General features: G+C 55.6%; 24 protein-coding genes. 7 read left to right on the top strand and 17 right to left on the bottom strand.

Going from position 1 to position 26,116, the window contains the following annotated elements; translation table 11 throughout:
* The first annotated feature begins 86 nt into the window (after window positions 1-86).
* Window positions 87-1,520: a carbon starvation CstA family protein gene (locus tag MJ923_RS05235; protein WP_126166400.1), complete on the top strand. Its 1,434-nt coding sequence runs from the start codon at window positions 87-89 to the stop codon at window positions 1,518-1,520.
* Window positions 1,521-1,642: 122 nt separating this feature from the next.
* The gene (locus tag MJ923_RS20850; RefSeq protein WP_338092213.1) at window positions 1,643-2,167 is read left to right on the top strand and encodes a VF530 family protein; all 525 of its coding nucleotides are present in this window, start codon (window positions 1,643-1,645) and stop codon (window positions 2,165-2,167) included.
* 103 nt (window positions 2,168-2,270) lie between these two features.
* Here MJ923_RS20850 and MJ923_RS05225 read toward each other — a convergent pair whose 3' ends face one another.
* From MJ923_RS05225 to MJ923_RS05200, 6 genes are all read right to left on the bottom strand, one after another.
* A complete protein-coding gene (locus MJ923_RS05225; RefSeq protein WP_240590169.1) occupies window positions 2,271-3,035 on the bottom strand; it encodes a hypothetical protein in 765 nt (254 codons plus the stop codon).
* Window positions 3,036-3,154: 119 nt separating this feature from the next.
* Complete coding sequence (ribA, locus tag MJ923_RS05220; protein WP_240590168.1) at window positions 3,155-3,772, bottom strand: GTP cyclohydrolase II; 618 nt, start codon at window positions 3,770-3,772, stop codon at window positions 3,155-3,157.
* A gap of 250 nt (window positions 3,773-4,022) precedes the next feature.
* The gene (gene nrdG / locus MJ923_RS05215; RefSeq protein WP_240590167.1) at window positions 4,023-4,514 is read right to left on the bottom strand and encodes an anaerobic ribonucleoside-triphosphate reductase-activating protein; all 492 of its coding nucleotides are present in this window, start codon (window positions 4,512-4,514) and stop codon (window positions 4,023-4,025) included.
* Window positions 4,515-4,527: 13 nt separating this feature from the next.
* On the bottom strand, window positions 4,528-6,645 hold the full coding sequence (gene nrdD, locus MJ923_RS05210) for an anaerobic ribonucleoside-triphosphate reductase (protein WP_240590166.1): 2,118 nt from the start codon (window positions 6,643-6,645) through the stop codon (window positions 4,528-4,530).
* 293 nt (window positions 6,646-6,938) lie between these two features.
* A complete protein-coding gene (rssA, locus tag MJ923_RS05205; protein ID WP_240590165.1) occupies window positions 6,939-7,877 on the bottom strand; it encodes a patatin-like phospholipase RssA in 939 nt (312 codons plus the stop codon).
* Between the two features lie 81 nt (window positions 7,878-7,958).
* Window positions 7,959-8,132: a hypothetical protein gene (locus MJ923_RS05200; RefSeq protein WP_164551141.1), complete on the bottom strand. Its 174-nt coding sequence runs from the start codon at window positions 8,130-8,132 to the stop codon at window positions 7,959-7,961.
* Window positions 8,133-8,416: 284 nt separating this feature from the next.
* On the opposite strand from MJ923_RS05200, the gene MJ923_RS05195 reads away from it, so the two are divergent.
* The 4 genes from MJ923_RS05195 to MJ923_RS05180 all read left to right on the top strand — a co-directional run bounded on the left by MJ923_RS05195 (window position 8,417) and on the right by MJ923_RS05180 (window position 11,433).
* A complete protein-coding gene (locus tag MJ923_RS05195; RefSeq protein WP_240590164.1) occupies window positions 8,417-9,775 on the top strand; it encodes a DEAD/DEAH box helicase in 1,359 nt (452 codons plus the stop codon).
* Window positions 9,776-9,829: 54 nt separating this feature from the next.
* Window positions 9,830-10,267 carry a DUF3010 family protein gene (locus MJ923_RS05190; protein ID WP_240590163.1) on the top strand — a complete coding sequence of 146 codons (438 nt, stop codon included), beginning with the start codon at window positions 9,830-9,832 and terminating at the stop codon, window positions 10,265-10,267.
* A complete protein-coding gene (locus MJ923_RS05185; protein ID WP_126166392.1) occupies window positions 10,264-10,767 on the top strand; it encodes a M48 family metallopeptidase in 504 nt (167 codons plus the stop codon). Before MJ923_RS05190 ends, MJ923_RS05185 begins: the two co-directional genes overlap by 4 nt.
* A 261-nt stretch (window positions 10,768-11,028) precedes the next feature.
* On the top strand, window positions 11,029-11,433 hold the full coding sequence (locus MJ923_RS05180; RefSeq protein ID WP_240590162.1) for a hypothetical protein: 405 nt from the start codon (window positions 11,029-11,031) through the stop codon (window positions 11,431-11,433).
* 147 nt (window positions 11,434-11,580) lie between these two features.
* Here MJ923_RS05180 and MJ923_RS05175 read toward each other — a convergent pair whose 3' ends face one another.
* From MJ923_RS05175 to MJ923_RS05130, 10 genes are all read right to left on the bottom strand, one after another.
* On the bottom strand, window positions 11,581-12,840 hold the full coding sequence (locus tag MJ923_RS05175; protein ID WP_240590161.1) for a peptidoglycan DD-metalloendopeptidase family protein: 1,260 nt from the start codon (window positions 12,838-12,840) through the stop codon (window positions 11,581-11,583).
* Window positions 12,841-13,108: 268 nt separating this feature from the next.
* Window positions 13,109-16,171, bottom strand: coding sequence for an AAA family ATPase (locus tag MJ923_RS05170; protein ID WP_240590160.1), 3,063 nt, complete (start codon window positions 16,169-16,171; stop codon window positions 13,109-13,111).
* Window positions 16,168-17,310 (bottom strand): exonuclease SbcCD subunit D, encoded by a 1,143-nt coding sequence (locus tag MJ923_RS05165; protein WP_240590159.1) that lies wholly within the window; start codon window positions 17,308-17,310, stop codon window positions 16,168-16,170. The genes MJ923_RS05170 and MJ923_RS05165 overlap by 4 nt, the downstream gene beginning before the upstream one ends.
* A 99-nt stretch (window positions 17,311-17,409) precedes the next feature.
* Window positions 17,410-18,180, bottom strand: a complete 771-nt coding sequence (locus MJ923_RS05160; protein ID WP_240590158.1) for a TSUP family transporter — start codon at window positions 18,178-18,180, stop codon at window positions 17,410-17,412.
* 169 nt (window positions 18,181-18,349) lie between these two features.
* A complete protein-coding gene (locus tag MJ923_RS05155) occupies window positions 18,350-20,332 on the bottom strand; it encodes an NERD domain-containing protein kinase family protein (protein ID WP_240590157.1) in 1,983 nt (660 codons plus the stop codon).
* Between the two features lie 145 nt (window positions 20,333-20,477).
* Complete coding sequence (locus MJ923_RS05150; protein WP_240590156.1) at window positions 20,478-20,888, bottom strand: ribonuclease E inhibitor RraB; 411 nt, start codon at window positions 20,886-20,888, stop codon at window positions 20,478-20,480.
* A 10-nt stretch (window positions 20,889-20,898) separates the two neighbouring features.
* Window positions 20,899-21,129: an RNA-binding S4 domain-containing protein gene (locus MJ923_RS05145; RefSeq protein WP_126166384.1), complete on the bottom strand. Its 231-nt coding sequence runs from the start codon at window positions 21,127-21,129 to the stop codon at window positions 20,899-20,901.
* A 69-nt stretch (window positions 21,130-21,198) separates the two neighbouring features.
* On the bottom strand, window positions 21,199-21,741 hold the full coding sequence (locus MJ923_RS05140) for a GNAT family N-acetyltransferase (protein ID WP_240590155.1): 543 nt from the start codon (window positions 21,739-21,741) through the stop codon (window positions 21,199-21,201).
* Between the two features lie 104 nt (window positions 21,742-21,845).
* Entirely contained in the window at window positions 21,846-22,124 is a 279-nt protein-coding gene (locus MJ923_RS05135; protein ID WP_126166382.1) for a peptidylprolyl isomerase, read from the bottom strand.
* Between the two features lie 126 nt (window positions 22,125-22,250).
* Window positions 22,251-24,074, bottom strand: coding sequence for a DUF885 domain-containing protein (locus MJ923_RS05130; protein ID WP_240590154.1), 1,824 nt, complete (start codon window positions 24,072-24,074; stop codon window positions 22,251-22,253).
* A 76-nt stretch (window positions 24,075-24,150) separates the two neighbouring features.
* Here MJ923_RS05130 and MJ923_RS05125 point away from each other — a divergent pair, with 76 nt between their 5' ends.
* Window positions 24,151-24,660, top strand: a complete 510-nt coding sequence (locus MJ923_RS05125) for a diguanylate cyclase domain-containing protein (protein WP_240590153.1) — start codon at window positions 24,151-24,153, stop codon at window positions 24,658-24,660.
* Between the two features lie 200 nt (window positions 24,661-24,860).
* Here MJ923_RS05125 and MJ923_RS05120 read toward each other — a convergent pair whose 3' ends face one another.
* The gene (locus MJ923_RS05120) at window positions 24,861-26,114 is read right to left on the bottom strand and encodes a tetratricopeptide repeat protein (RefSeq protein ID WP_240590152.1); all 1,254 of its coding nucleotides are present in this window, start codon (window positions 26,112-26,114) and stop codon (window positions 24,861-24,863) included.
* Window positions 26,115-26,116: the final 2 nt, after the last annotated feature.

The following is a 26,116-nucleotide window of genomic DNA, read 5'->3' as shown; positions in this document are numbered from 1 at the left end:
CCATTCGACCACTCACCCAAATGGGTCACCCAGCTGATTTTTCGCCCCTTAGAATGTAAGTACTCAAAAAAGGGGAGACAAACAAAATGACCTGGTTCCTGCTTTGTGTCGGTCTGCTGCTGGCCGGCTACTTCATCTACGGCACCTTCGTTGAGAAGGTGTTTGGGATCAATGCCACCCGGCAAACGCCGGCCTTCACTCAAACCGATGGCGTGGACTATGTGCCCATGTCAAAGGGCAAGGTGTATCTTATTCAACTGCTGAACATTGCTGGTGTCGGCCCGATTTTCGGCCCCATCCTCGGCGCCCTGTATGGCCCTGCCGCCATGCTGTGGATTGTGGTGGGCTGTATTTTTGCCGGTGCGGTGCACGATTACTTCTCGGGCATGTTGTCGGTACGCAACGGCGGTCAGTCGGTTCCCAACCTCGCCGGTAAGTACCTGGGCAAAAGCGCCAAGCACTTTATGAATGTGTTCGCCACCATATTGCTGCTGCTTGTGGGTGTGGTGTTTATCTCGGCCCCTGCCGGACTGCTGGGTAAACTCACAGGTCTCAGTGTCACCCTGTTTGTGGGTATCATCTTCGTTTACTACCTGATTGCCACTATCGTTCCGGTCGACAAAATTATCGGTCGTCTCTACCCCTTCTTCGGCGCCCTGCTGCTGTTTATGTCTGTGGGCCTGACCATCGCACTGATTGTATCTTCCGAGCACAGCCTGCTGCCCGGTGTAACCGCAAGTGACTTCCTGACCAACCTGAACCCCAACGACATGCCGCTGTGGCCTGCGCTGTTCATCACCATCGCCTGTGGTGCCATATCCGGCTTCCACGCCACTCAGTCACCGCTGATGGCCCGTTGCATGGAAAACGAGTCAAACGGCCGCTTTGTGTTCTACGGCGCCATGATTGGTGAAGGTATTATCGCCCTTATCTGGTGTGCCATCGCCCTGTCGTTCTTCGGCGGAGTTGAAGGTCTGGCAACCGGCATGGCTGGTAACCCTGCCAACGTGGTGTATGAAGCCTCAACCGGCCTGCTTGGTGCTGTAGGTGGCTTTATGGCCGTACTGGGCGTGATTATTCTGCCTATCACCTCAGGCGATACTGCATTCCGCTCTGCGCGTCTTATCCTGGCTGAGTTCTTCAATCTGCCGCAAACCGCGCTGCCCAAGCGCCTGATGCTGGCCATTCCGCTGTTTATCATCGGTGGCATCCTGACTCAGGTCGACTTCGGCGTGATTTGGCGCTACTTCGGTGTCGCCAACCAGGCAACTGCGGTGCTTATGCTGTGGACCGCATCAGCCTACCTGCTGCGCCACAATAAACTGCACTGGATTTGCACCATTCCCGCCATGTTTATGACCACAGTGGTAGTGAGCTTCCTGCTGAACTCTTCTACCCTGGGTGCTGGCCTGCCAATGACCCTCTCTACTGTTGTCGGCGTGGTAACAGCCTTCGTGGTGGCGACTCTGCTTATCATCAAAACCAAAGGCAAGGCGGTGGAGCTGGCTGAAGAAGCTTAACCCCCTGAGTGCTCAGGCACTGAAAAACAAAGGTCGGCCCCGCGCCGGCCTTTGTGTTTATTGATGCGGCCAAGGTACAATAGCAGCTCGAATCAACCTAAGCCCAAGGCTCGCTTCAATCCATGTCTTCACCCACGTCTTCACAGCCCAATAATCCCCTCCACGGTGTCACCCTTCAGGTGATGCTGGAAACCCTGGTGAAAGAGCTTGGATGGCCACGCCTTGCCGATGAAATTCGCATTCGCTGCTTTGCCAATGACCCCTCGGTCAAATCCAGCCTGACCTTTTTGCGCCGCACCCCCTGGGCCCGCGCTAAAGTCGAATCACTGTACCTTTGCCGTGAAGTCAGTAAAGCCAAGGCCAGAGAAGCCCGCAAAGCGGCCGACAAAGCAGCAAAGGTTCCTGGCGCTGCAAATGCCCAAAATGCTGCAAATGCCAAAAGCGCAACTAAAGCAGCAGCAAAACCGACCAAGGCAGCAGTCAGAATAGACAACCCCAAAAGGCCGCCCGCCCCAGGCGCTAAGACCGCGCCAAAGCCGAAGAAGCCCTCGCAGAATACCTTGAGTTTAAAAAAGAAAGCTAAGAATGACGCCGGGGCCACGGCTCCCGTCAATGCCAATGTGTGGGGCAAGTCGTCAAAGGACTGAGGACTGAGGACTGAGAACTGAGCGCAGGGCATTTAACCCCTTCAAAAAAAGCGCCATTAAGGCGCTTTTTCAGTTTTTTAACGTCACAGGGAAAGGCAAGTGGCTAAAGCGGCTGGCTGAAGAACAAGCGCCACACACCTTCACTGCCCAGTAGGCTGTAACTGAGCCCTACCCGCTCAACGGTCACTGGCGCTATACCAACGGGCTTATCAAACGCCAGGCTCAGTCCAAGTTCGAAGGTGCTGTCGTCCATCAGCGCGCCCACCAGCTCATCGGCCAGCTCACCGCGGCCAAACACCCAGTGCAGGGCGCCAAAAAGTCGTGGCTCCATCCACACATCCAAAGCCGAAAAACCAAGCCCCAGGCCGCTATCCACGCCTGTGGTCAGTGCCGAGTAGCGCTCAGAAGCATCCCCCGCCATGCTGCGATAACCGGCGCTGTAAAAGCGGCTTACCCAAAGGGGGCGATAGGCTTCGCTGCCAAACTGATACAGGGCAGACACGCCCGCCGACAGAATGCCCACATTGGTGCTGTCAGCAAAGTTATGGCCAAAGCCGATGTCGAGATAGGCTTCCATGGCCAGCTTTTCGCTGGCTTGCCAGTGGTATTCGATGCCGGGAGTTAAAGTCAGGGTGCCAACATTGTCAGGCAAATCCCCTTCCGGCAAGTCATCCCACTGATAATTGAAAAAGCCAAGCGAGAGCGGCATACGAAGCAACAGTTCGCTGTCGGCGGTTTCTTCGATAGTAAAAGACAGGGGAATATTGGCGACGGCGGCACTGTCGCCTGTGCTGCTGTAGATACCGCTGCCAAGGTAATTGGCAAAGGCGAAATGCTGAATTTCAGCCGCATCGTCGGCTACGGCCAAGGCACTGAAAAGTAAACAAAGAAAGGCGCAAAAAGGCTTCAAGACAGTCGGTACATCCACGGTTGAATGCACCGACTATAAAAGGTTTTTCTGACGAAAACCAGAGAACGCCGTCCGGGTCAGTCCTGGTGGTCAGTGCTGAAATGCACTTCGGACATCATATGCCCCAGCTGGTCGGATTTGGTTTTCAGATAGGCTTCGTTGTAGCGGTTTTTACCCACCTGCAGCGGCACCCGCTCCACCACGTCCATACCCACATCCTGCATGGCTTTCACCTTGCGGGGGTTGTTGGTCATCAGCCGTACCCGCGACACGCCAAGATGCTCCAGCATGGGGGCAATCATATCGTATTTGCGCATATCGGCTGCAAAGCCCAGCTTTTCATTGGCTTCGACTGTGTTGGCACCCTTGTCCTGCAGCTCATAGGCACGGATCTTATTCAGCAGACCAATGCCGCGGCCTTCCTGGCGCAGATACAGAATAAAACCACGGCCGGTTTCGGCAATGCGCTGCAGTGCCGTTTGCAGCTGGAAACCACAGTCACAACGCAGGCTGAACAGGGCGTCACCGGTTAAACACTCGGAATGGATCCGGCCCAGCACAGGCTCGTCACCACTGAGTTCGCCAAAGGTCAGCGCCACATGCTCTTTACCGGTTTGGGTATCTTCAAAACCGTGCATGGCAAAAACGCCCCAGGGCGTAGGCAACTTGGAGGTGGCGACATACTTTATCGACATGAATTTATCCTAACGACAACGCTCAATCCGTGAGACCAGAACTTTCCCTGACAACTCAACATCTTTGGCGAGAAGCCTCACCGGGGGGCCTATTCTAAGCGCTTTTACCGCTCGCAGGAATACCCAAGTGAACAACTGGGACTTTACCCGGCTATCCATTGGAGAAATGGCTGCTCAATTGGCTGGAGTATACCAGCGGGACGCGTCAACCAACAGAACTAAGCCAATATTGAGATAAATCCGCTGCCGTTCAGCCCTGCCAGGGGACAAATCCACCTGGCGTTCGGGCCAAAATCCGCTGATTGCTGCTGCCGCGAAACCGCAGCTTGGGGTCAAACAGCGCCTTCTCAAAGGGGCCATCCACTATCACGTCCACCAGCGCCGCCAGACTGGCCTGGGCAGGGGTAAAATCTTCGAGGCGATAACCGGTCCACAGCCAGATGTCTTTACCTGGGCACAGCTCGCGCACCTCAATGATCAAGCTGCGCAGCGCCTCAATATTGGCGGGCAGCAGCGGATCGCCACCGGAGAGACTAAGCCCTCGGCGACGAATGCGGCTGTCATTGAGATCGCAGATAATCCGCGCCTTCATGGCCTCATCAAAGGGGTGGCCACTTTTTTCATCCCAGGTGGACTGGTTATAGCAGCCACGGCATTGATGCTCGCAGCCGGACACAAACAGGGTCGCCCTGGTGCCCGGCCCATTGACCACATCCAGCGGAAAGTACTGATGATAGTTCACCTGATTTCCGCCTTCAGAGATGCTTGACCCGGCGCTTTACTTCTTCCTGCTTGCCGTGGTTGAACGGACGCGCATCAGGGCTGCCAAGGTAGCCACATACCCGGCGGGTCACCGACACCCGGCTGGGTTCGTGGTTGCCACAGGAAGGGCAGACAAAGCCTTTGCTGGTGCAGTCAAATTCACCGGTAAAGCCGCAGTCGTAGCACTCATCGATAGGGGTGTTGGTGCCATAGTAAGGCACGCGACTGTAACTGTAGTCCCACACATCCTCCAGCGCCTCGAGGTTATGCTGCATGTTGGGATATTCGCCGTAACAGATAAAACCGCCGCTGGCGAGTTCAGGGTACGGCGCCTCGAAGTCAATTTTGTCAAAAGGCGACACCTTCTTTTCCACATCCAGGTGGAAGCTGTTGGTGTAATAGCCCTTATCGGTCACCCCGGCAATCACCCCAAAGGCCTTGGTGTCGAGCTTGGCAAAGCGGCTGCACAGACTCTCGCTCGGAGTGCTGTAAAGGCTGAAGCCATAACCGGTTTCCAGCTTCCACTGCTCGGTGGCTTGCTTAAGGCGCGCCACAATGGCGAGGGCTTTTTGTCTGAGCTGCTGCGAGTCGTACACATGCTCCTCAGTGCCATAGAGGGCATTGACGGTTTCATGCAAACCGATGTAACCCAGCGAAATGGACGCGCGGCCATTTTTAAAGATGGGCTCGATATCATCGTCAGGGCGCAGGCGCACACCACAGGCACCTTCCATATAAAGGATGGGCGCGACCCGTGCTTTCACGCCTCTGAGGCGTTCGATACGGCTGTCCAGTGCCTGGCGGGCAATCTGCAAGCGTTGCTCCAGCAAGGCGTAAAAACGCTGCTCATCCCCCTGGGCTTCAATGGCAATACGCGGCAGGTTAAGGCTGACCACACCAAGGTTGTTGCGCCCTTCGTGCTCCAGTTCGCCGTCCTTTTCATGCACACCCAAAAAGCTTCTACAGCCCATGGGCGTCTTGAAGGAGCCGGTTACTCTGACCACCTGCTCATAATTGAGGATATCCGGATACATGCGCTCGGAGGCGCATTTAATCGCCATCCGCTTGATATCGTAGTTGCAATCGCCCTGTTTGTGGTTAATGCCGTCACGGATAGCAAACACCAGCTTGGGGAACACCGCCGTTTTGCGGTTCTTGCCAAGACCGGCCATCCGCACCTTAAGGATGGACTGCTGAATAAGCCGCGACTCCCAGCTGGTGCCAAGCCCAAAACCAAAGGTCACAAAAGGCGTCTGACCGTTGGCGGTATGCAGGGTGTTCACCTCATATTCCAGTGACTGGAACGCATCGTGACACTCTTTCTCGGTCAGGGCGCGGGCGTACGCCACCGCATCGGTAATGCCCCAATGCAGCGCGGTTTGATAATGCTTGTCATAGCTCTTGGCCACATAGGGCGACAGCACCTCATCGATGCGATTAATGGTGGTGCCGCCATAGATGTGGCTCGCCACCTGGGCGATGATTTGCGCCGTTACTGCGGTGGCCGTGGAGATAGACTTGGGCGTTTCAATCTCGGCGTTGCCCATCTTAAAGCCCTTGGTCAACATGCCGCCCAAATCAATCAGCATGCAGTTGAACATGGGGAAGAAAGGCGAGTAGTCGAGGTCGTGGTAATGGATTTCACCGGCCTCGTGGGCGGCCACCACTTCTTTGGGCAGAATATGGCGCTTGGCGTAATGGCGCGCCACAATGCCCGCCAGCAGATCCCGCTGGGTTGGGATCACCTTGGAGTCTTTGTTGGCATTTTCATGGAGCAGCGCGGCGTTGGTTTGCTCCACCAGCGAACGAATTTCCAGATTCAGACGGCTGCTTGCTTCGCGGCACACATCGCGGTCATGACGATACTCAATATAGTGACGGGCCACTTCCTTGTTGGGGCCTTCCATCAGGCAGTTTTCCACCGCATCCTGCAGTTCGTGGATGGCGACTTCGTCTTTACCGGCAACCTGCGCCGCCACAATGGCAGCAACGGTGGCGGCATAGTCGTTATCGATAACCCCGGCAGCACCCTGCGCCGCAATTACCGCATCCCTGAGTCTGGTTTCATCGAACGCAGCACGGCACCCATCCCGCTTGATCACCACTGGCATCGCTAGATCCTCTTTGTCGAAGCCAACACTACATGTTGAGCTTATTTTTTATCCAGATACAAAATGTAGTGTATTAGGCGACAAATACCAGAGCGATACCTTGATATGGATCATGTTTGGGAAAAAGATAAATCTCCCCTTTTTGAAAATCTGTGGCAGGTAGCCTTTTAAAAATCTGCCCCTTGACCCACGGCAAAACAGCAGGCACGCAGCAGCAAAAAATACCCGCGAGCCACCCTCAAAAAAGCAAAAAGCCGGTTCAAAAACCGGCTTTGGCAGTAAGGGGCCAGGTGCTATTGCCCAAGGCTTGCCTCAATCAAATGAGCCTGGGCCATCACGGCGGCATATCCGGCATCGATGGCCTCGGCGGCGCGGTGAAACTCCATAGTGCCAATGTCTGCCACTTTGGGCACCAAACAGACATCGGGCGGATCGCCCATCAGTCGTGCCCGCTTGTGGCGCTGCTGGACAATTTCCATCGACTGACTCATCACTGCCAGCATCCCGGGGTCGTCGCGACTGCCGAGGGAAAACTTATCCGACAGACTGGCCACATAGTCCCGCCCCCGCGCCAGCAAGTCCATAAAACCGCCCTCTTGCTCGGCCAGCGCCTGGGTTTCCTCCTGGGGCGAAATAGCCTCGCTGCGAAGGTCAACCGGCAACGCCTGAATGCGGCTGCGACGCTGGCCATCCAAATCCACCGCAATCACTACATCTACATCCAACGCACGACAGGCAGATACCGGCACCGGATTGACCACAGCGCCATCCACCAACCAGCGATGCCCCTGACGCACCGGCGGTAAAATCCCCGGCATAGAGCAGGACGCGCGCACCGCATGGCGCAAATCGCCCTCTCGAAACCAGATCTCCTGGCCGCTGTAGAGATCAGTCGCCACCGCAATAAAGGGCATGGCCATGGTTTCAATGTCCATCACCCCCATGTGGCTTTGCATGACATCGAATACCTTCTCGCCGCGAATAAGCCCGCCGCGGCGCCAACTTAAATCCATCAGCCCCAGCACATCCCAGCTGGAAAAACTGCGCACCCAGGTCTCAAGCGCTTCCAGATGACCGTTGACATACGCAGCGCCAACCAGCGCCCCGATAGAACAGCCCGCCACCCGGTCGGGTTTAACGCCGAGTTCATTCAGCGCTTTGAGCACGCCAATATGGGCCCAGCCTTTGGCGGCGCCACTGCCAAGGGCGATTCCAATGCGGGTTTGGGTCATGGATATTTCTCCATCCATAAGAAAAGTAACGGTGGGCAACGACTATAAACGACAAGCGCCGGCGGGTGCCAGCGCTTGAACTTAAGAACTCCGGGCTTTGACCAGGTAACCGAGCCAGCCAAACCAGGACGAGAAGGTAACGGCCAAAATCCACCAGCCCTTTTTACGGGCAGGCATCACATCGGACAGTCCAATGTGTAACACCGGGATCATCCAGCCGAAAATGACTATCGCAAGCGCAATCCAAAAATCCATTTACTGCTCCAAAGACATCCGCAGCGAGTGTCTCGGGTCGTTTTTTATTAATGTTGCTCAAACATAAGTCAAAAGCATCACAGGATAAAGCACTCGCGTCACTTTTTTGACGAATATCACGGATATTGACACCCCGTCACGCTAGGCAGACCGCACCAAACAACCCACAAACAACCCAACTTGCCGCCTATTGCCTTGCTTTAGAGAGTGTCATCAGGTTGCCATGGCGCCAAAGCCCCGTTGGCGCTATAATTCCCCGCTTGAATTTTTCCGGAGACCATCCATTGCAATTTTCTGATTTTTCCCTCGATAAGCGCCTCTTACAAAGCCTGAAACACATGGGCATTGAGACGCCTACTCCCATCCAGAGTCAGGCCATTCCGGTTGCCATGAGCGGCCGTGATTTGATGGCCTCATCCAAGACGGGGTCGGGAAAGACGCTGGCATTTTTGCTGCCGGCGCTGCAACGGGTGATTTCCACCAAGTCCCTGTCGAAGCGTGACCCCAGGGTACTGATTTTGCTGCCAACCCGAGAACTGGCCCAGCAGGTTTACGCCCAGCTGCGTCTTCTGGTTGCCAACACCCAATACCGTGCCATCAGTGTGCTCGGCGGTGAGAACTTCAACGACCAGGCCAATGCGCTGGCCCGGGATCCTCACTTTATTGTGGCCACTCCAGGGCGTATTGCCGATCACCTGTCGCAAAAGCATCTGTACCTGAATGGTCTTGAGCTGTTGGTTCTGGATGAAGCCGACCGCATGCTTGACCTGGGTTTCGCGCCTCAGCTTAAAGCCATCAATGCAGCCGCCGACCACCGTCGCCGCCAGACCCTGATGTTCTCGGCCACGCTGGATCACGGCGAAGTACAGGAACTGGCGGGCGAGCTTTTGGAAAACCCAGAGCACGTTGCCATTGATGCGGTGCATCAGGGCCATGCTGATATCGATCAGAAAATTCTGCTGGCCGATCACCTGGACCACAAGCAGGCGCTGCTTGAAAAGCTGCTTGAGCAGGACGATTTCCGTCAGGTCATGATTTTTACCGCCACCCGTCAGGACACTGAGCGTCTGGCCAGCTTGCTGGCGGAAAAAGGCCACAACACAGCGGCCCTGTCCGGTGAGCTGCGCCAAAGCCAGCGCAACCAGATCATGGACGGCTTCAGCCGTGGCCACTGCCGTATTCTGGTGACCACAGATGTGGCCTCCCGCGGACTGGACATTGGCACTGTATCTTTGGTGGTTAACTTCGACATGCCCAAATTTGCCGAAGAATACGTGCACCGCATTGGCCGCACAGGCCGCGCCGGTAACAAAGGCAGTGCAGTGTCTCTGGTTGGCCCGAAAGACTGGGACAATTTCCTCAAGGTGCAGCTGCTGCTTCGCAAAACCTTTGAATTCAGCACCCTGCCCGGCCTTGAAGCCAGCTTCACCGGCCTTAAACCCAAGCGTGTTCGCCCCAAAAAGGCCGATACCGGCGACAAACCGGTGAAAAAACACAGCGACAGTGCCAAGCCCAAAGGCCCCGCCAAGGCACGGGATCGTCGCTTTATCACGGGCGTGGATGTAGGCGATGCGCCTATGATCCGCAAAAAGCCCAAACCCGAAGCGCCCGTCAGCGAGGCGCCGGAAGACGATGCGGAATAAGCGCCAAATCAGCGCGATTAACCAGTAAAGATTTTAGAGAATAAGGGTTCAAAAATGAGAGTATGTGGCGTAGAGCTTAAAGGCGCAGAAGCCATCATCAGCCTGGTAAGTTACGACCGGGAAGCCTTCAACGTGCCTGAGTGCCGTAAGCACACCTTCACTATTTCCAATGCCAGCGAACAGGAAGCCATGACCGAGTTCCATTTCGCGTTCAGCAAGCTGATGGAAGACTACAAAATCGAGGCGGTTGCCCTGATTGAGCGTGAGCACAAAGGCAAGGCGGCAGGCAGCGCCATCAGCTTTAAACTGGAGACTGCCATTCAGCTGTGCGGCCTGCCGGTGAAACTGATGAAGCCAACAGCCATCCGTGAACAGTGCAAGCGCAACCCGCCTCAGGTGGACTTCGAAGTGCTGGGGCTCAAGCGTTTCCAGCAACCCGCTTTCGAAGCGGCCTATGCCTTACTCAACGGTAAGATCTACGGCAAGCTGTGAGCCAATATCTGGCCCACTACCCCGAGCAGGTGCGTGCCCAGGTGGCCGCCTTGCTCGACGCGGGTAAGCTTGGCGAACTGTTGGCACGGCGCTACCGTGCCGACCACAGTATTCGCACCGACAAAGCCCTGTTCGAGTACACCCAGGCGCTGAAAAATCGCTTCCTCAAGCGCGCCGACCCTCTCGCCAAAGTCTGTTTCGACGATAAAATCAGCTTAAAACAGCAGGCTCTTGGCTTGCACACCAGCATCTCCCGGGTTCAGGGCAGCAAGCTTAAAGCCAAACGGGAAATCCGCATCAGCTCCAGACTCAAAACAGTCCCCGAGCCCTTGCTGCGGATGGTGGTCATCCACGAACTGGCGCACCTGAAAGAGCGCGACCACAACAAAGCCTTTTATCAGCTGTGCTGCCATATGGATGGTGACTATCACCAGCTGGAGTTTGATTTGCGTTTGCTGCTGACAGCCATCGACGCCGGTCAGTCGCCCTTCCCGGGCTGATCCCGCAGCACTCTCTTCACGGATTCACCCATTCAGCTCTTCAGGCCCTGTTGCCTTCGCACTCTGTTGTACATTCAGCCTTATGCCTTTCCGTTCTGATGTCTTTGCGCTGATGCCTTTAGGCGCAGTGACGGCAGGCTTACTCCACTTCCGCTACTGCATCGCAAATTGTGATCAAGACAGTTGACTGATAACGATTTTCATTTAGAATGCCCAGCATAGTCACCGTGTTATGGCAGTCAAAGCCACAGCAGGAGTCCCATGGCCAAAGCCGACAAACGCCTGGAAAAAATGTGCCGCAAGGCAGCCCGTAAATCATTAGGGCTGAAAAAGCGTGATATTAAGGACAAGGCGCAGAAAGCCAAAGTCAGTGAGCTTGCCGGCAGGCTACACAGCGCGCTGCCAAAACAGCCCTCCCCGCAAAACAAGGCCGAAAAAAAGGCCACCCGCCGCACACTGAAACAACTGGCGGCACAGCAGCTTGAATCACTCCCAAACAGTGCCAATGACGACAGCCTGCCCGCCGTAAGAACTCTGCGCCCGGCCATAGGCAGTATGGCCTTTGCACTGACACCACTGAAACGCAAACCCTGCGGCGGCTGCGCGGCCAAACGTGGCGGCCTGTGCCAGTGCGCACTGAAACTCGCCAAGCGTAAAGCGGGCTGACGCAAGGCTAACAGCCAAAAGCGGCACAGGTTATGCGGCAGAAAAGCAGCGACCCAACTCAAGTAATAGTTAAGTAATGATTTAAGTAAATTACACCAATAAAAAAGCGACCCCAGGGTCGCTTTTTTATTTTCTACAGCCTTGGGATTAGCCCAGGTCCATCAGCATCTGCCGGCTTCGAACAACAGAGATAAACTCAGACAGTTCAGACGAATTGAGCTGGGTCGATGTTGGCAGCGGCACCTTCATGGGGTCTACCGGACGGCCATTAACATGGAATTCATAGTGCAGATGTGGCCCGGTGGAGCGCCCCGTATTGCCTGAGAGTGCAATTACCTGACCGCGGCTGACTCTGTCGCCCTTACGCACCAAGGCTTTAGAGAGGTGCAGATAACGGGTGCGGAACTTGTTGCCGTGCTCAATCACCACGTACTTACCGGCAAACTTGTGGTCGGTCACCATGGTTACCACGCCATCACCGGGGGCAACAACTCGGGTACCAATGGGCGTGGCAAAGTCGGCGCCATTGTGGGGAGACACACGACCGGTAACCGGATGCTTACGTACCGGATTGAAGCGACTGCTCATGCGGAACGACTTCTCCAGCGGCACTCGCTGGAAGGCGCGGGCCAGATTGTGGCCTTTGGCATCATAAAAGTTACCGTCGCTGTGCTGGAACGCAGTGATTTCGCGCTTTCCACTTTTAATCTGAATCCCGAGGATTTGACTGGCACCGGTAGCCACGCCTTCCACGTACTGATCGTTTACCAATACCGAGAAGGTGTCACCAGCGCGTAAATCGCGGGAAAAATTCATTTTTTCTTTCAGCAGAGACTCGATTTTGGCAATTTCAGCGGCAGACAACCCCATACGCTGGGCCGAGACATAAAAAGAGCCACGGATTTCGCCGCTGGCAATGCGGTTCTGCCACAGACCATCGACAACAATTTCATCCACGTTAAAGCTGCCATCTTCGAAGCGGCTGAACACCACCTGACGGGCCGGGCTGAAGTAAAGTTCGAGTTTCTGCAGCTCATTGTTGCTGTCGAGCCAGAATTTGATGCGGTTATTGGGCATCAGGGTATCGAGCGCCAGAATGCTCATATCAGCTTCCAGCACTTTATACATGGTCTGTTGATCCACACCGGCGCGGGAAAAGAGTCCGCTCAGGGTATCGCCGGAGACAATCAGGTGATCAAAATCTGCCACTGATTCGCTGGCCGCAAGCGGCAGCGGCGCATCAGATACCTGAGGCAGCAAAGACTCAATATCCAATGCAATGGGAATGCGACCCGTCACCGGTTGTTGAACCGATGGCCACATGATGGAAGCACCAACCAGTAAACCACCCAGCAGCAGTACGCGCTTATGAAAGCTGGGCAAACTGGCAATATGTGTCAAAAACAAATTGTTTTTATTAGAGATTTGATTACTCAACCCTGAAATTTCCTGTACTGCCAGTCGTTCTTATTGGTATATAACCCTGCTATTTTGCGGGGATTGCTTCTTTTTATACCAAAAACTCAGCCTGACACAAGCCTTTTCAGGCAAAGGTGCGGCTGGCCTGCCCTCCACTTCGGCGAACATTAACAAAACTGAACCGGGAAAAATGTGAAGCGGCAGAAGATTTCTGCCGCTTTGGAGGTATTTTCAGCGCCTGAGCCGCAACCTGGGGTCAGGGAAGCGTGAGGCTGATTTTACTGCCGTCGTTGCCCTTGCTGATATCCACTCGGGTCTGGATCTGCTCTTTCATCTCGGTGACATGGGAAATCACCCCGATCATGCGCCCGGCTGACTGCAAGTCCACCAAGGTTCTGATGGCAAGCTCCAGTGAGTCCTGATCCAGGCTGCCAAAGCCTTCGTCAATAAACAGGGTGTCGAGCTTAATGCCTCCGGCATAGGCCTGCACCACATCCGAGAGTCCCAGCGCCAGCGACAATGCCGCCATAAAGCTCTCGCCGCCACTGAGGGTTGCCACAGGTCTGAGTTTTCCTGTGTAAGCATCTTCCACATCCAGATCCAGCCCGGACGCCCGGTTGCCTTTGGCCTTGTCTTCTTTGCGGATAAGCCGGTAGCGGCCCTTGCTCATCAGATGCAAACGATTGCTGGCTTCAATCAGCACATCATCGAGCAGCACACCAAGTACAAAACGCTGTAAACTGATGCGACCACCTGTCTGGCCGCTGGCGGCATCAGACAGAGTACCAATCAGCGCATAGTCGGCATCAAGCCTGGCGGCAGCCTCGGCTTCGCTGCCAAGCTGCGCCCGAGCCCGGCTGTACATTACCTGGGTGTCGTTGAGTGACTGCCAGCACTGATTGGATTGGCCAAACTCCTCCTGGGCACAGGCTTCAGCAGCGGCAAGATCAGTCAAATCCGGTGGCAGAGCATCGCCCAGGGCCTCCCGCTGAGCCGCGAGCCGCTCTTTGAGCCCTGCGAGCTGCTGCTGCCAGCTGGCGATACTGTTTTTGGCAGCAGTCATCTCATCTGCGCTCATCCGCGCCTGAGTAAAGCTTTGCACATCATCAAAGCCCTTAGCCGCAAGCTCGGTATCAAAACGCGCCTTGGCGGCTGCCTGGCGGCTGTCAGCCTCACTGAGCGCCCGGCTCAACGCATCCCGGCGCTCGTTACACTGGGTTTGACGGGTTTCGGCCTCTTTTTGCCGGGTTTGCAGCGCCTCTATTTGCGCGCTCAGAGCATCGATTTGCTGCGACAGCGTCGCAAGATGGGCATCGAACGCCTGCTCGCTTCCGAGGCGCTGACACAGCTCGGGAATGGCACTGCTGAGGCTGTCTTTCTCGCCGCTGGCCTTTTGCAGTTCACCGGATTGCTGCTCGCGCTGGCGCTGCAGCTCATCTATGTTGGCCATCAACTGCTTTTGAGCGCTGTCCAGCTGCTCAAGTTCAGCATCCAGCGCCTGTAAGGATTGCTGGGCCGCCCTGGCGTTTTGGCACGCTTCCCGGCTTTGGCCAAGGAGATGCTGCTTTTGCTCAAGACTGGTGGCAAGCGCATCCCCCAGCGCCGCGGCATCCTGAGTAAGTTCCTGCGCCATGGCATCGAGACGCTGCTTTTGCGCCTTGTAATCCGAGCGGGCGCGGCTAAGCAGTTCCCTCGCCTGCTGCTCGGCGTCTCTGGCTGCGGCAAGTTCATCATCACCCGGCAGCATCCCTTCATGGTGAGCAGGATTTGGGTGATCCTTACTGCCACACACAGAACACGGCTCGCCGGGTAAAAGCCTTGCCGCCAGAATCGCGGCCTGCCCCTGATGCCAGGCAAGCTCAAGCAGTTCGCGGGCATGGGTGAGCTGTTCCTGATTGACCTTGGCCTGACGGCCGTCCGCCTCAAGTCGTGAAAGCTCGGCACCAAGCTTATGCGCCTGCCGCTCTTTTTCAATAAATTGCTGCTGACGCTCAAACGCCTGAGTTTGCTGCACCAGCGCGGCCTCAAGGCTCCCGGCGCTGCTTGCCAGCGCCGACAGGTCACGCCGCTGCTGGGTAAGCTGCGCCATGCGGCCCTGGGTATTGCCAAGCTGGCTGCGAACATGGGCAAGATTGGCATCAAGTGCACTAAGCCCCTGTCCAAGCGTGGCAATTGCCTCACTCAGCGCCGACAGTCTGCTCATTCTTGGGCGCCACTCAGCCAGTCGCTCGGTATCCGCCCTGAGCTGCTGGCGTTTTGTATCCAACTCGGGCAGAGCGAATGCCGCCTCTCTGGCATGCGCCAGCGCAGTCTCGGCCTGTTTTGCCTCTTCAACGGCTTGCATAGCCGCGGTTTCAGCGCTTACACGCTCTTTTTCACGCTCTTCCCAGGCATGCCATGCACCAGCAAGGGACTCTGCGAGTGTCGCGCGCTCAAGCTGAATGCCCAGAGCGGCCATAGACTCGGCCCTGGCGTTTTCGGCCTCTAGCCGCGCCTTGGTATCGGCAAGCGCCGCAAACTCCCGCAGCCTGGCTTCTGCCGCCTGACGCCCGGCTTTGGCGGCGGCGAGTTTGGTCTCGGCGGCGAGTTTGGCGTCTGCAGCGCTGGCAAGCTCAGGCGCAAGGGCTGATATGGCGGCATTGAGCGCATCCAGGCTTTCGGCGCCTGCGGTTTCCAGAATCCCAGCTCTTCGCGCCTCGAGTTCACGGGCTTTGGCTTTGAGCTCCAGCGCCCGCTGCTTAAGGCTGTCTTCGATACGTTTATAAATGCCTGTTTGAAACAGCTGGCCGAAGATGGCCTCGCGCTCTTTGGAGTCGGCCAGCAGCAGCTTTCGAAACTGCCCCTGGGGCAGCACCATCACCTGACGAAACTGCTCAACCTCAAGCCCGAGCAAATCTTCTATCTCGGCGGTCACCTCGGTGACCTTGGCCGAGGCCATGGGCACGGCGCTGTCCCCTTCAAGCCGCTCGAGGAAAGCTTCACTCTTTTGCACCGTATAACCATCACCACTTTTTTTGGCCCGCTGCTGCTCGGGAGTTCGCCTGACCCGATAGCGCTTATCCGCCAGACCAAACTCAAACACCACTTCGGTGAGCAGGCTGTCGGGGGCACTGTCGCAGCGCATCTGGGTGCCTTCGCGCTCGTTGCCTGTGGTCTTGCCATACAGTGCAAAACAAATGGCATCGAGAATAGTAGTCTTGCCGGCACCGGTGGGGCCGTTAATCAGAAACAGCGGCCAGTCGCCAAGGGCGGTAAAATCCAGCCTTTGGGTGTCAGCAAAGGGGCCAAAGGCGGTCATCTCAAGGGTCAGCGGCTTCATTGGGCATCCCCCTTGTGCAGCGACGAGATAAGTTCTGTCATCAGTTGCCGCTGGGGCTCTGTCATCTGCTCGCCCTGTACCTGGCTGAAGAAGTCTTCAAACATGGCCAGTTCACTCTTTTGAATGCGCTCCCTGCCCGGCCCATCCACCTGGCGGGCCTGCATCAGCCCCGTGCGCTCCAGATGCAGCACATTGGGATACACGGCCCTGAGCTTGGCCATGGGCTCCAGAATCGCCTGGGTGTCCAGTAGCCGCACCATCAGGTAGTCCTCCCGGGCGGCATCGGTTTTGCCTCGTTCAAGCAGCTCAGCCAGTAGGCCTTCAATCACCCGAACATCACGTTTTGGCGTAATCGGCAGCAGCTCGATAACAGGTGGCTGATTGGGCTTAAGCTCCACCAGGGTCACCGATTTCTTCTGGTGTTGCTCGCTGAAGGAATATTTGAGTGGCGAGCCCGAGTAACGCACATGCTCGGCTCCCTTGTATTGAGGGCCATGCAGGTGCCCGAGGGCAACATAATCGAAGGGTGCAAATAACGATGGCGAGATACGATCGGCGCCGCCGATGGACAGCGGCCGCTCTGAATCCGACTCACTGCCGCCGTCCAAAAAGCAGTGGCTGAGCACGACTTTGGGTAAGCCTTGGCTGTCGTGAGCCTGTACCTGCCCAAGCAGCGCCGCCATGGCCTCTTCGTGGGTGTGCACATCTTCATCGAGGAGATGCCTGACCAGCGCTGGCTCAGCGTAGGGAATAGGATAGAAAAAGGCGCTGCCGTCTTTGCCATCGATGCGAACCGGCTTTACCTCGGCGCTCACAGGCCCCTGAATATAGAGCCCGGCCCCGGCCATTTGCCGCGCACCGAATGCAATGCGCTCCTGACCGTCATGGTTGCCGCCAATGGCAACCACGGCCACCCCCAGGGTTGTGGTGACCTGGTCCAGAAAATCATCCAGTAGGGTTACCGCGGCCGCAGGCGGCACTGAGCGGTCAAAGATATCGCCGACTATCAGTAAGGCGTCCACCTCATGGATGCGGATAAGCTCCAGTAGGCTTTGCAACATCCCGGCCTGCTCGTCCAGCAGCGATTGATTGTACAGCGTGCGGCCAAGGTGCCAATCCGAGGTATGGATGAATCTCATGAAAACGCCTTTTTGCTTTGAAATTGAGACTCATACTAGGGGATTAGCACAGCGCTGTGAAGGCAGAAAACGGCGTTTTGCCGCTATCTGCCTGTGGCTTCACCACCACTGGAATTCGTTGCCCAGCAGCTTAACACTCATCGCCACCGACATGGTCACCACCAGCGGCTTGATAATGGCCGTGCCCTTGCTGATAACGAGCCTGGACCCCAAGGTGGCACCCAGCGCCTGCCCCACCAGCATCAGGCCACCCAATAGCCAGACCACCTTACCGCCGAGGGCAAAAAAGATAAGCGACGAGATATTGGTGGCAAAGTTAAGCACCTTGGCATGGGCAGTGGCCTTGGCAAGGCCAAAACCTGCCAGACTCACAAAGGCCAGCGCGAAGAAGCTGCCGGTGCCGGGGCCAAAGAAGCCATCGTAAAAACCTATGCCCAATGCCGCTGTAAAGGCAAAAGCCGTTGGCGCCAAGACCCTGTGTCTGTCGTCTTCACTCACTTTTTTGGAAAACAAAAAGTACGCACCAATGGCCAGGATCAGAAAGGGTAACAATTTCTCCAGTACCCCGGCATCAATCAGTTGAATAGCAATAGTTCCCAGCGCCGAGCCTAAAAAAGCACAGAATATCGATAACTTGAGAGTGCGCAAATCTACCATCTTTTTGCGAACGAAATACAAACTGGCCGAGAAACTGCCACCGCAGGCCTGCAACTTGTTGGTCGCAAGCGCCGCCGCCGGAGACAGGCCCACCCACATCAGCGCAGGAATGGTCAGCAAGCCTCCGCCACCGGCAATGGCGTCGATAAAACCGGCCACCATAGCCACCACAAACAGCACCGCAGCAAGCTCAAGGGTCAGCGAAAAATCCATGTTTACATCCAAAGGTCAGTCAGGCGAAATCGACACAAACCGGCGGGCGTCGGGTGTCGGTATTGGGAAATTCGAAACCAGCATTTAACGCTTTTTTGCCGTAAAAGGCAAAGGCAGGCAAGCGCGCAATTGCCCCCCGGAGCAAAGGGACAATTGCGGCAGTTTTCAATCAGCGAAAGTTCACGTCACTGTAGTCTTCAAGGCCGAACTGCTTGAGATAACAGGTGTTGGGATCGACTTGCGCCTTGAAGGTCAGCACTGCCTCACAGTAATCAAACAGTCTCTTGCCGAGATAGTCTCTATCGAAAGCATGCAGGGCACTGAGCATGCCCTCAGGCCCCATGTCGCCTTTGAGTTCTATGGGGGTCAGCACATCGATAAAGCTCGCCACCAGGCCATAAATATCCCGCTCGGCCTCGCCTTCATGCTCCCACAAAGCCGGGTCGGCATACTGGCTGGCGTAGCAGCTGGCGGCGATATCGAGTCCAACACCAAAGTTCACCAAACTGGCATTATCGGCATCAATAATAATGTTCTGCGGACAAATGGCCCCGTGGTAGATATCCAGCTGATGCAAATAGTTGAGCGCGGTAAGCAGTTTGGCAAACCACAACATTGGCTGTCCGGGCTCAATGGGGCCGCAGGCATCCAAAGCCGTGCCCTGCTCCCACTCACGAACGATAAACAGGCTGTCGCTTTGGGGCAGCTGTCCAAAGGCCAGTACCCGCTCAATGTTGGGATGGCTGATACGACTCAGGCTGCGATAAAGGCTGGACAGCATGGGCCAGGAAGCCTCTGTGCTGTGATACAGGCTCACAGCCACCGGGAAGTTACCTAGCACGTGTTTGGCTCGCCAAAGCTCGCTGTGCTCGCCCTGCGCGGTTTGCTCCAGCAAAGCATAATGGTGCTCAATCACAGCGCCGGGTTTGGTTTCAAAGGGCGCTTCGTCGTAATCGCAAACCCCAAGTTCAATCAGCGCGGAGAGGTCAGCCCGAATAGCATCCAAGTCCACAGTCGCGCCCTTGGCGGCCGCGCGGTACCACTGGTAAATCCGCGGCTGGCGGGTGGCTTCGGCAATATTCAGGAAAACCGCCGCATAGGCTTTCAGATCGTCAAACTCACTGACATCACTGCGAATATCAATAAATTCCACATCGCCGCTGTCGCTGACGAACACACAGTTTTCAGCCCAGCCCCCCACTGTGTGGCCACGGCGATGGATTTGCTGCAGCCCGGTCACCGAGCGGCGCAATATCTCCAGCTTTTGATAGGTCGACAAGGGCGTGAGCGGCAGCAGATGCAGCGGCAGACCACGGGGCATACGAATAGGCAGCACCAGTTGCTCACCATCCTGGATAAGCGGGGCGCTGTATGGCACAGCGCCCAGGCCCGACAACGCCTGCAGCCGCTGAAACTCCTGTCGCAGCCGCTCTTCGTGGCGGGCAGCTTCAGAGGCGTCTTCAAACTCAATGGGCAGCAGAATTTTCAGCAGCCAGGGGGCACTCCAACCACCGGGGTTATACTCCGCCTGCCAGACCTCAAGCCCCTTTTGTAAAAACAGACACTTAAGCTTAATAAAGTCCTGGATTTTGTTGTTGCGGCTCTCAACCAGAGCAACCTGACCTATGGTGTCGAGCACCAGCTCCTTCTGCGCCCGGGTCACCGGATGCTTGTGTGGCGCGGTCAGGCCCCACTCTTTGGTCAGCGCGGCAATGATTTCATCCGGGGTATAGATGCTGAGGCTTTCACCGGACTTGTCCAGCTCAATCTCCTCGCCCTTGCGGCCGGTTACAAACACCATGCCCTGACACCAGGGCGCATACACCCCGACCGGCACCTTGTGTTTAAGCTTGCCCGCCAGCACCCGCGCCACATAGTTGGCTTTGGAGAGGCTGTTATCGACATCGCGGCCATCCAGCAACCAGGCGTGCAGCCCGGCATCGAGCCTGCCGATGTAGCCTTTGACATCCACCACATACACGCCCCACTGCCCTACCACCAGCGCATCGACTTCCATCGCCTGGCCAGTTTTGGTGGGGATCTCCACATTGGTCAGCAAGAAGTAATCTGTGGGAAGCTCATCGGCCAGCAGACCGAAGGCCCAGCGCTCGGCATCGTTTACCGGGGTTCCAAAGCTGATGTGTTTTGCCAATCCTGCCTCCTTTCACGCTGACCGGTTGCTTCGCCCTGAAGCCTGCCCCGGCCGCATATGCCACATTCTGTTTATAAGCACCTGAGTTTACGGCAATAAAAAACCACCGCAAGCGGTGGTTTTCATGAGATTTTACTCAAGTCTATCAGTGGTTGCAGCCGGGGCCACAGCCGTGATGGTCGTGATCGTGGTCATGGTCATCGTCGTCCATGAACTCGTCATCACCTTCCTGATGCTGCATCACGCCCCAGCCGTCGCTCTGACCGTCAAACTGACCGGCAAAGGTGTTCAGTTCAAGCTCTTTGGCGACCAGCGCGTCGTATTCAGGCAGCATGTTGATGCAGACAATCAGCTCCCACTTCTCGATTTCTTCGTTGAAGTTCAGCTCAATCTCGCCGTCGGCCTCTTGGGCGACCAAGTCTTCCAGTGCTGATTCGGCATCGCGTCTGTCGTCAAACACCAGGAAAAAATCCACGTCCAGCGGCTTGGACAAATCGATACCCGATTCGTGCATGGCTTTGAGCATCTGGCCGTTATCGTCTTCTGGGAAATGCATTTTCTACTCCTTAGGGGGCGAGGATCTCGACGGTTTCACCATTGAAGGCAACAGTGTCACCGGCAACCAGTTTCTTACGCTTGCGGGTTTCCACTTCACCGTTCACTAACACCATGCCTTCGGCAATGACACGCTTGGCTTCGGCGCCGTCTCCGGTCATGCCTTCTACTTTAAGTACTTTATAAAGCTCGATATAGTCTTCACCCGCATGCAGGGTGAGGCTGGATGCTGAACCGCTCAATGCCGCTCTCCACTGATTATAAACCGCTGCATTATACACATAACCGCCGCCTGTCGCGTGAAGTTGCGGTTAATTTACATCACCGCGATCATCGGCCAGCAGACCATAAACGCAGTCGTTGTGCCATTCATCGCCGATAAGGCTGTGGCTTTTCAGCACACCCTCGAGCTGAAAACCAAGTCGCTCAAGCACGGCGCGTGAGCCGAGGTTTTGCTCACTGCACCAGGCAACAAATTTATGAATATTAAAAAGGTGAGCGCCCCAATCGATAACGGCGCGGGTAGCCTCGGTGGCAAAGCCCTTGCCGGACATCGCCGGGCTCAGCATATAGCCCACTTCGGCGCGCCGCGACAGCGGGCAGTCCTGATGAAAACCTGTGTAGCCAACAAAGTCGCCCTCAAGGGTTTCAATCACCAGGGTAAGCCAGTCGCCACTGTCATACTCCCAGGGCCGCAACCGGGCTGCAAACTTGGCTTCCACCTGAGGCAGGCTCTCGCATACCCGCACATATCGGTTTACGCCGGCATCGGTTTGCATGGCCACAAAATTAGCCTTGTCGTCGGGGCCGAGGGTTCTGAGTTTGAGGCGGTCGGTAAAGAGCTCGATATGCACAGGGGTATCCTTTCTGGACTGGCAAGAATGACGGTCAAACGTGGTAAGCGATGAACATTTTGGGCAAAAGAAAACGGCTGCCAGTGCAGCCGTTTTTTAATCTATCATCCCCGACTGGTCACTTCCACCAGATGGTAGCCAAATTGCGTTTTGACCGGTCCCTGAACCACATTGATGGGGGCACTGAATACCACTTCATCGAATTCCCGCACCATCATGCCGGGGCCAAACGCACCGAGTTCCCCACCCTGGGTACCCGATGGACAAGCGGAGTGCTGTCTGGCGATATCGCCAAAATCCGCGCCGCTTTCGATGAGTTGTTTCAGGATCTCGCAGTGTTCCTGCGAGCTGACCAAAAGATGTCGCGCTGTTGCCCGAACCATAGCTTTCTCCTTATCAGTATCGGGGCAATCACCCCGGCTATTTACAGCTCATGGCCTGCACACCGCAGCAGGAAATCCAGTATAGGGATTCCCGTACCAATTAAAAAGCCGGGGGCGAAAAAATCATCAAAGCTGGCTTTCGACCCAGCGATTGATTTTTTGCTCCATCACCGCCATCGGCAGCGAACCCGATGTCAGCACCTGATCGTGGAAGGCGCGCAGGTCGAACTTATCACCCAGCCGCTTCTCGGCATCAGCGCGTAATTCCAGGATTTTAAGCTGGCCCACTTTATAGGACAGCGCCTGGCCAGGAATGGCCATATAGCGTTCCACCTCGGCGATAATGTCGCTTTCGGCCATCGGTGAGTTGTCCTTCATATACTGAATGGCCTGCTCGCGGCTCCAGCCCTTGGCGTGCAGGCCGGTATCGACGACCAGACGCATAGCGCGCAGCATCTCATCAGACAGCTTACCAAAGTACTGGTATGGGTCACTGAAGAGCCCCATTTCGATGCCCAGATACTCGGCATAGAGCGCCCAACCCTCTTCAAAAGCGGTATAACCGCTGAAGCGCTGGAACTCAGGTACACCGGTCAGCTCCTGCTTGATGGCAATCTGGAAGTGGTGCCCAGGCGCGGCCTCATGCAGCGACAAGGTGGTCATGCCCCACTTTGGCTGGGCTTTGAGGTTATAGGTGTTGATGTAGAACACCCCGGGGCGACTGCCATCCACTGCGGGCGCCTCGTAGGAGGCTCCAGCGGCGGATTGCTCACGGAAGGCTTCCACCGGCTTAACCACATATTCGGCTTTTGGCATTACGTTGAAGTACTTGGGCAGCACCTTGTTAATGTCATCCTTGATGGCCATGTAACCATCGACCAGATCCTGGCGCTCACTGAAAAAATACTGCGGCTCACTGGAAAGCGAGGCGAAGAAGGCCTTGAGGTCACCTTCGAAGCCGACCTGCTGACGCACCTTATCCATTTCAGACAGGATGCGGGACACTTCGCTAAGGCCGATGTCATGGATGTCATCCACAGACTTGTTGGTCGTCGTGTGCAGGTTGGCCAAATGCTGATACCACAGCTTACCGTTGGGCAGCCCCCACCAGCCGTCAGACGCGCGGGCAGCAGGCAGATAACTTTCTTTGAGGAAACCTTCCATGCGGGCCAGAGCTGGAAGCAGGCGCTCGCTAATCAGCGCCTGATAGCGGTTCTCAAGCTCAAGCTTATCTTCGGCGCTGAAGGACTCAGGCAGTTTGCTAATGGGTGCGTAGAAGATGCTGTCTTTGGCATCGGCCACTTGCTGGGCAGTAAACTGGGGGATCATCCGCTCCACCAACACCCTTGGCAACACCACTTTGCTGGCCATGCCTTCTTTCATGCGCGCTTCGGCCCTATCGAGCCAGGCGATAAAGCCATCGACCCGCGACTCCCAATTGAGGTAGTCCTGTTTGGTCGCAAAAGGCTGCGCTGCTTCGCCACTGCCGAGCTGGATCATGGTGATCACTGTGCTGTAGAACTGGTTCATCGGCAAAAAACGCGCCGGGAAGGTCTCGTCCACCAGGGCGATGTTACGGTCGTAAACAAACAGGTCGTAGGACAGCTGCAAATCGGCAGGTAAGGCGTCACGGTTTATCTTCTTCACCTCGGCCAGATAGCGGGTATTGAAGTCGTGACGCGCCTTCAGGTATTCATCGGACAGATCGCCGCCAAACTGGTCGTTGTAGTCATTCACGCCAAAGAAGGTGGCGTAGATAGGCTCAAGCTTGAGGTAGTCCTTAAAGTAATTGTCGACCATCTCCAGATAGCGGGCCTCGGCCGACACCTCTGGGCTGCTTACCGCCTCGGCTTTGGCCGGTGCCTGAGCAGGGGCCTGCCTCTGGGCTTCACCACAACCACTCAACCACAGCACGGACGATACTGCCAGTGCCAATATACCTTTTTGCATTATCCTTATCTCCCTTTCGCTATAAACCCGCAAAGTTTCCTATACTGGAAACAGAACCTTTGCAGGAGTTCGCCTTATGATTTATTCATTTCGTAATTCCGGATTCAGGGATCCGGAGACGGGCGTCTACAATCAAACCTATTTTTTGGAAGTGTTCAATCGCGAATGGCACAGGCACATCCGGGAACAACAAAGTCTGGCGTTATTGTATCTGTACCCTCACCTGCGCGAAACCATTAAACACCCCGGTATTTTAGAGCTGTTTACCAAAGAAATTGAAGGCGCACTTCTGCGGGCAACCGATCTGCTGGCACGGATGAGTGATGACTGCTTCGCGCTGGGGCTGTTTAACATAGATACCGAAGGTACATCTGTGGTGACCGAGCGCATCGAAAGCGCTATACGGGAGTTTGTACACAAATACGATAAGGACCACAGCGTGCAAATGGAGTACAAGCTGGCCGCCTGTGTCTGCAGTCCAAACCGTGAGCAGCGCATTGAGAAGCTGTTTACCAATACCGAAACCATCGCCAAATTACTCGAGCAGGACAAAGGCAAACATTCGGTGATGGAACTGCTGCAATAGCTGGTTAGACATTTGAGACTGATATCGGCAAGACGCACAGCCCTGAGCATTCACAGAAGCAATCGCTAAACAATAAAACACCTGTGAGACTGGGCACCAACAGTCAGTCAAACACCCGTTGCCAACTTGCGTTACCCTGTTTCGCAGCCAATAAAAAAGCCACCCGAGGGTGGCTTTTTTGAGCTTGGTAACAAGCGCCGTTACAGAGTCACGTTGTTGATACGTGCTTTCTCTTCGATATAAGAGACATAGCTCTTGGCACTGCGCTCGGTCTTCTTGTCCTGGGCAGCCAGTTTCGCACGGCGATGTGCGGACTTGTACTGCTTGAGTTGAAGATGAGCCAGAGCCAGTTCGAAGTGAACTTCACCTGGGTGTTCAACACCGGCATTGAGCGCCTTTTCGAGAACCGGGATAGCAGCAGAGTATTTCTGAGCCAGTGCCAGCATGCGGCCCTGCTTCAGATACAGCTTGCCATCGTTCTTCTCTTCTGCTGCCTTGCCATAGAATTCGGCAGCTTTTACCGTCTCTTTGGCGTTGGAGTAAAAGTTAGCCAATTGCTCGTAGTTCTTGGCGTTGGTCTCAATCACACCAGCCTTCATGTATTTTTCCATGATGGTACTGGCACGATAAGGAGCGCCCTGGCTGGCAAGCAGCTGAGTGAAGCGAGTCAGGTTACTGCCGTCTTCCTTCAGGAAGCCGTTGCGGTAGCACAGATCATAGGTCTGCAGCGAACGAGGAAAATCCTCGGTCAGCAGATAAAACTGTGCCAACTGGATCCAAAGACGTTTGTCGTCCTGGAACAGCGGAACCATGGTCTCAAGTACCTTCACAGCGTTCTTGTACTGCTTCTTCTCAAAGTAAGCAGTCAATTTCATCTGATACAGGTTCTTATCGGGCTCTTTGGCGTGAGACAGACCTTTGTCTGCAACCTCAACTACCTTATCCCACTGCTTCAGTTCGCTGTACGCGATACCGATGCGACGATATACCACAGGATCGTCAGTCTTACAGGCAAAGTCCATCCACTTATAGTAAACGGCAATAGCCTCTTTCCACTTCTTCTCCTGGATGAGCAGATCCGCATACAGCTTCATCGAGGCTGCATGGTCGGTTCCGCCCAGTACATCGGCGTCAACGGCTTGCTTCATGTACTTGATAGCAGTGCCCATCTGGCCCTTCTCGGCATAAAAGTTACCCAGCATACGGGCAACATAGGCCTTGTCGAAGTCACCTTTGGCATTGGCTTCAAGCAGAATAGCAATCGCTTCGTCAACCTGGCCGTTGGTGTAGGCTTCGAAGGACTTTTGTACCTTCTTACCTACACTTTCACCAACTGCTCGGGACTGGCGCTTTTCCATTGGACACTTTTCAACAGCCTGCGCCATGGGAACAACCAAGGCGCCGGCAGTCAGGGACAGCAACAGAGCGCTGGCAAGTTTATTGACTTGACGCATCC

Source organism: Shewanella zhuhaiensis (genome assembly GCF_022484835.1).
Classification (GTDB): domain Bacteria; phylum Pseudomonadota; class Gammaproteobacteria; order Enterobacterales; family Shewanellaceae; genus Shewanella; species Shewanella khirikhana.
This window is presented reverse-complemented; position numbering and strand designations above follow the sequence as displayed.

Bases quoted from the DNA above. Each gene is read 5' to 3' on its own strand.
- MJ923_RS05150 (WP_240590156.1), bottom strand. From the start codon at position 20,888: ATGCATTTCCCAGAAGACGATAACGGCCAGATGCTCAAAGCCATGCAC.
- MJ923_RS05135 (WP_126166382.1), bottom strand. From the start codon at position 22,124: ATGGTTCGGGCAACAGCGCGACATCTTTTGGTCAGCTCGCAGGAACAC.
- MJ923_RS05165 (WP_240590159.1), bottom strand. From the start codon at position 17,310: ATGAGATTCATCCATACCTCGGATTGGCACCTTGGCCGCACGCTGTAC.
- ribA (WP_240590168.1), bottom strand. From the start codon at position 3,772: ATGTCGATAAAGTATGTCGCCACCTCCAAGTTGCCTACGCCCTGGGGC.
- MJ923_RS05170 (WP_240590160.1), bottom strand. From the start codon at position 16,171: ATGAAGCCGCTGACCCTTGAGATGACCGCCTTTGGCCCCTTTGCTGAC.
- MJ923_RS05160 (WP_240590158.1), bottom strand. From the start codon at position 18,180: ATGGATTTTTCGCTGACCCTTGAGCTTGCTGCGGTGCTGTTTGTGGTG.
- rssA (WP_240590165.1), bottom strand. From the start codon at position 7,877: ATGACCCAAACCCGCATTGGAATCGCCCTTGGCAGTGGCGCCGCCAAA.
- MJ923_RS05200 (WP_164551141.1), bottom strand. From the start codon at position 8,132: ATGGATTTTTGGATTGCGCTTGCGATAGTCATTTTCGGCTGGATGATC.
- MJ923_RS05130 (WP_240590154.1), bottom strand. From the start codon at position 24,074: ATGCAAAAAGGTATATTGGCACTGGCAGTATCGTCCGTGCTGTGGTTG.
- MJ923_RS05125 (WP_240590153.1), top strand. From the start codon at position 24,151: ATGATTTATTCATTTCGTAATTCCGGATTCAGGGATCCGGAGACGGGC.
- MJ923_RS05180 (WP_240590162.1), top strand. From the start codon at position 11,029: ATGGCCAAAGCCGACAAACGCCTGGAAAAAATGTGCCGCAAGGCAGCC.
- MJ923_RS05235 (WP_126166400.1), top strand. From the start codon at position 87: ATGACCTGGTTCCTGCTTTGTGTCGGTCTGCTGCTGGCCGGCTACTTC.
- nrdD (WP_240590166.1), bottom strand. From the start codon at position 6,645: ATGCCAGTGGTGATCAAGCGGGATGGGTGCCGTGCTGCGTTCGATGAA.
- MJ923_RS05120 (WP_240590152.1), bottom strand. From the start codon at position 26,114: ATGCGTCAAGTCAATAAACTTGCCAGCGCTCTGTTGCTGTCCCTGACT.
- MJ923_RS05190 (WP_240590163.1), top strand. From the start codon at position 9,830: ATGAGAGTATGTGGCGTAGAGCTTAAAGGCGCAGAAGCCATCATCAGC.
- MJ923_RS20850 (WP_338092213.1), top strand. From the start codon at position 1,643: ATGTCTTCACCCACGTCTTCACAGCCCAATAATCCCCTCCACGGTGTC.